This window comes from Methanothrix sp. (assembly GCF_024518575.1).
Taxonomy (GTDB): Archaea; Halobacteriota; Methanosarcinia; order Methanotrichales; family Methanotrichaceae; genus Methanothrix_B.
Genome location: NZ_JANIHG010000067.1, coordinates 1 through 3,939, shown reverse-complemented (window position 1 = coordinate 3,939; position 3,939 = coordinate 1). Strand labels below are relative to the sequence as shown.

Annotated in this window: 3 protein-coding genes; 2 read left to right on the top strand and 1 reads right to left on the bottom strand. The window is 55.3% G+C overall.

Annotated elements, in window-relative coordinates:
* Together NQU42_RS08275 and NQU42_RS08270 are read left to right on the top strand one after the other, a co-directional pair.
* On the top strand, positions 1-108 hold a 108-nt coding region (locus tag NQU42_RS08275; RefSeq protein WP_296610594.1), incomplete at its 5' end, for a zinc ribbon domain-containing protein.
* A 329-nt stretch (positions 109-437) separates the two neighbouring features.
* The gene (locus tag NQU42_RS08270; protein ID WP_296610592.1) at positions 438-1,562 is read left to right on the top strand and encodes a radical SAM protein; all 1,125 of its coding nucleotides are present in this window, start codon (positions 438-440) and stop codon (positions 1,560-1,562) included.
* 268 nt (positions 1,563-1,830) lie between these two features.
* On the opposite strand, the gene NQU42_RS08265 is transcribed toward NQU42_RS08270, so the two are convergent.
* Positions 1,831-3,939, bottom strand: a 2,109-nt coding sequence (locus NQU42_RS08265) for a pentapeptide repeat-containing protein (RefSeq protein ID WP_296610591.1), incomplete at its 5' end; no start/stop codon positions are given.

Here is a 3,939-nt window from a genome sequence, read left to right as displayed (position 1 = left end):
TCCGAGCGAGTCCACAGATGTCCTTTCTGCGGCCTGACTCTGGATAGAGATCATAATGCAGCCATAAACGTTCTCAGACTGGGGCTACAGTCTGTGGCGAAAGCCTAGATGCCCGCCAATTCATTGGTGGGAGTAGTCACCTGATTCATGGTCATGTGCTTCGGAATACCGAACGATAATAATTTGCCATCTGTTTGAGGATATTTTATCCTTCATTTTATATACTTGAGCTGTTTTATGCGAGGAATGTCTCAAACCTGCTTCGCTGTTTCCATTCTCATCCTTTTATTGGCGTGGAACTGGCTGCCGTGGTCGGTTGATCTCTTCCGCCATCCGCACGTTCCCGTATCCAGCGAACAACCTCTGTACAAGCCTTATGAATCACTTTCGCCCCGCATGGGCAGGTGATATTTAGCCTGTGAGCAGAAGGACAGACGATGGATCGCCTGGTCCTTGCTCAGGGAGCGAGCTTTGATCTCGAGGATACCGATCTTAAGGCGGAGGCTCTGAGCCGAGGCATGGGATACGACAGATGCTGCTACAGACGGAACGATGACGGCTCAACGATCTACAGCGCATGGGGGCGTAACGGCTGCCGTATAAGTCTATTCCGGACGCTCTTCACAAATGTGTGCTACCATCAGTGCGGCTACTGCCAAAATGCAGGCAGGGCATCGAATGGATGCTCATACACTCCAGAAGAGCTCTCCGATCTTGTGCTCAGGCTCAGAAGAGAGGGGCGCATCGACGGTCTCTTCCTGAGCTCTGGCGCTGGCAGGGATGAGGATTCAACGATGGAGGGGATGATCGAGACTGTGCGGATCCTCAGGGTGAGGCATGGGTTCCCGGGGTACATCCACCTCAAGATCCTCCCGGGGACGTCCAGAGCTCTCATAGAAGAGGCTGTGGAGCTCTCTGATCGCGTGAGCATCAACATCGAGGCGCCGTCAGGGGATGTAATGGAGGATCTGAGCCCCACGAAGGATTACGAGAGGGACATACTGGACAGGCAGAGGTGGATACGCGATCTTCTGGCGAGGCGCTCCAGCGGCTCCCAGACAACACAGCTTGTGGTCGGCGCAGCTGGCGAGACCGATCTCGAGATATTCGAGGGTGTCGTGAGGGAGTACAGGGAGATCGGAGTGAGCAGGGTGTACTACAGCGCGTTTGTTCCCATCAAGGGGACGATCTTTGAGGGCAGAATGCAACAACCGAGATGGCGCGAGAGCAGGCTCTACCAGCTCGACTGGCTTTACAGGGTCTACGGGTTGTCGCCAGATGAGATCAAGAACGCCTTCGATGATGATGGCTTCCTCCCAAATGAGGATCCCAAGGTCACGCTGGCCAGGGAATCGCTCGACTGGCCGGTCGATGTGAATGAGGCAGACCTTCAGAGCCTGATCCGCGTCCCCGGCATAGGACCGGAGAGCGCACGCAGGATCATCTCATACAGGAGAATAAAAAAGGTGGAGAGACCATCAGATCTCATCAGGCTCGGCATAAAAAGGAAGGCGATACCATACCTGAGGATAAATGGGTGGGTTCAGAGGAGGCTCTTCTGAGGCGATCGGGGCGCTCCTGTCCGGTTGATGCGGCCTCTCAGCATCTCGCAGATGGCCTTTATCCATCTGAGAACAATAGAAATTGGTCCTGCTATGTTCTCCTATTGAATGAATGCTCCTGACAACCGGCTTGTACGATATACAGGTTGCTGAACCTCACCCCAATAAAACAATAACCCCACGACTTGCTTCCTGACAACCGGCTTGTACGATATACAGGTTGCTGAACAGCGAGTTCGTATTGATGGATACAAACATCGATGCTGGGTCAGGAGGCCACATTCCTGACCCGCTCGATATCCCTCCTGAGATCATCGCTCATGCTCGCCCCCTCGAGCTTCTGCTGAGCCAGGCTCTCGAGCGTAGCTCTATCATACTTTATGCCATCGAGTCTGGCTCCGCGCAGATCGACGTTTGTGAATCCTACAGAGTAGAGCTCAGAGTCCCGGAGGTCAGCTCCTGAAAGGCTTGTGTTGGTAAGATAAACACCTGTAGCCTTTATCCTCCTCAGATTCGCCGTGCTCAGATCGCAGTTCTCTAGCATCACCCCTCTCAGGATGGCATTTCTCATCTTCACAGACTTCATCACAGCATTTGATACGTAGAGAGCCTCAAGACGGCATCCGGACATATCTGCATCGCTGAGATCCGCCTGCCCGAAGTTGACGCTGTGAATCACGAGCTCTGGCATTTTCACGCCTCTGAGGATCGCCCCGCTGAAGTCTGCATCGTCCAGCTTAGCATCCGCGAGATCCGCTCCTGACAGGTTTGCCCTCAGAGCATATGCCTTTACGAGATCCGCGCCTGTCAGGTCTGCACCGCTCAGATCTGCACCGAACAGCTCAGCTCTCGTCAGAAAGGCTCCAGATAACCGGCTGTTTCTCATATCCACCCAGTTCGCCTGCACGCCGAGCATGTTGGCCTTCGTCAAAATCATATCAGACATTCTCGCCTGGGTCAGATCCGCGCCAAGGAGCCTGGCGCCGGTCATATCCGCCCCTTCCAGCACAGTGTTGCCCAACCTGGCATTGGTCATGTCAGCATCCCTCAGATCCGCCTCCGATAGATCCGACCCTGAGAGATCGACACCCCGGAGGCTGGCTGAGACCAGAGATGCCCCGGTGAGGTTTGCCTGGAACAGCATGGACGAGTCGAGCCTGGCGTTGTTCAGTCTAGCGCCTGTGAGATCGGTGAAGAGCATGCAGCACCTTCTCATATCAGCGTTTGAGAGATCTGAGAACGAGAGATTTGCGCCTGAGAGGTTGGAGCGCATCATAACAGCGCCGGAGAGCAGAGACCCCGTGAGATCTGCACCACTCAGTATGGCGTCCTGCATCGTTACGTTTCTCAATGTCGCGCCTCTCATCTCTGCGCGGGTCAGATCCACGCCACACAGGTCCGATTCTGTCAGGTTCACGCCAGATACATTAGCATCCTGAAGAGAAACACGATGCATAAACGCGTTCTTGATCGATGCGTTGCTTAGATCACACCCATCCATCTTCGCGCCGGCCAGGTGAGCCCTGTCCATGATCGCGCTGACTAATATTGCGCCGCTGAGCCTGGCGTTCTCCATCTCCGCCTCCTTGAGATCCGCGCGGCTGAGATCGCTTCCGATCAGATCTGCTCCGATGAGCTTTGTGCCGGCAAGCCTGGCGTCGCGCAGATCTGTGTTATGGATATCAGCGCCCTCGAGATCAGCGCCGGAGAGGTCTGCCAGGCTCAGGTTCGCATCATATATCATGCTGTACCTGAGATGGGCCCCGGTCAGGTTGGAGCCGCTCAGGTCCGAGCCGTTCAGGTACGTCTGGTTCAGGCTCGCTCCGCTCAGGTTGTGCCAGCTGAGGTTCATGTGGCTCAGATCGGCTCTGTCATGGAACGGCTGGTTTATTATGATGCTGCCCGCGGGCAGAGATCCTGGGGAGATGTTGAATCTGCGAAGCTCTACCATATCGAACATGTAAACATTTTGACTCTCATCGATTACTGGTATGCTGTCCGGATCCGCGCCGCGGAGTATGCGCGCAGCGATCTCTGCGGCCTTCCTGCCCTGCGCGTCTCCACTGCTGAGATTGCCTCCGACTATGCCGTGCCCCAGGCACATCTTCCACACGCCATAGACGGGAACGGGGCTGGCCTGCCGGAGAAGCTCCGCGCTCTCCTCATAGGTGAAGACCTCGCCAGCGCGGTCCCGGTTGAACGTCAGGAGAAGCACGAGCGCGTCAGGGCCAAGCCTGGATACGTTCTCACGCAGCTCGGCCGCTGTCACATTATCAAGAAGATCAAAGGTGATATCGTACTTTGGAACAACGCCCTCGAGTATCCTCCTGTTTGCCCTCCCCGTGGTGGTGTTGTCATTCACGACCACTATTTTATT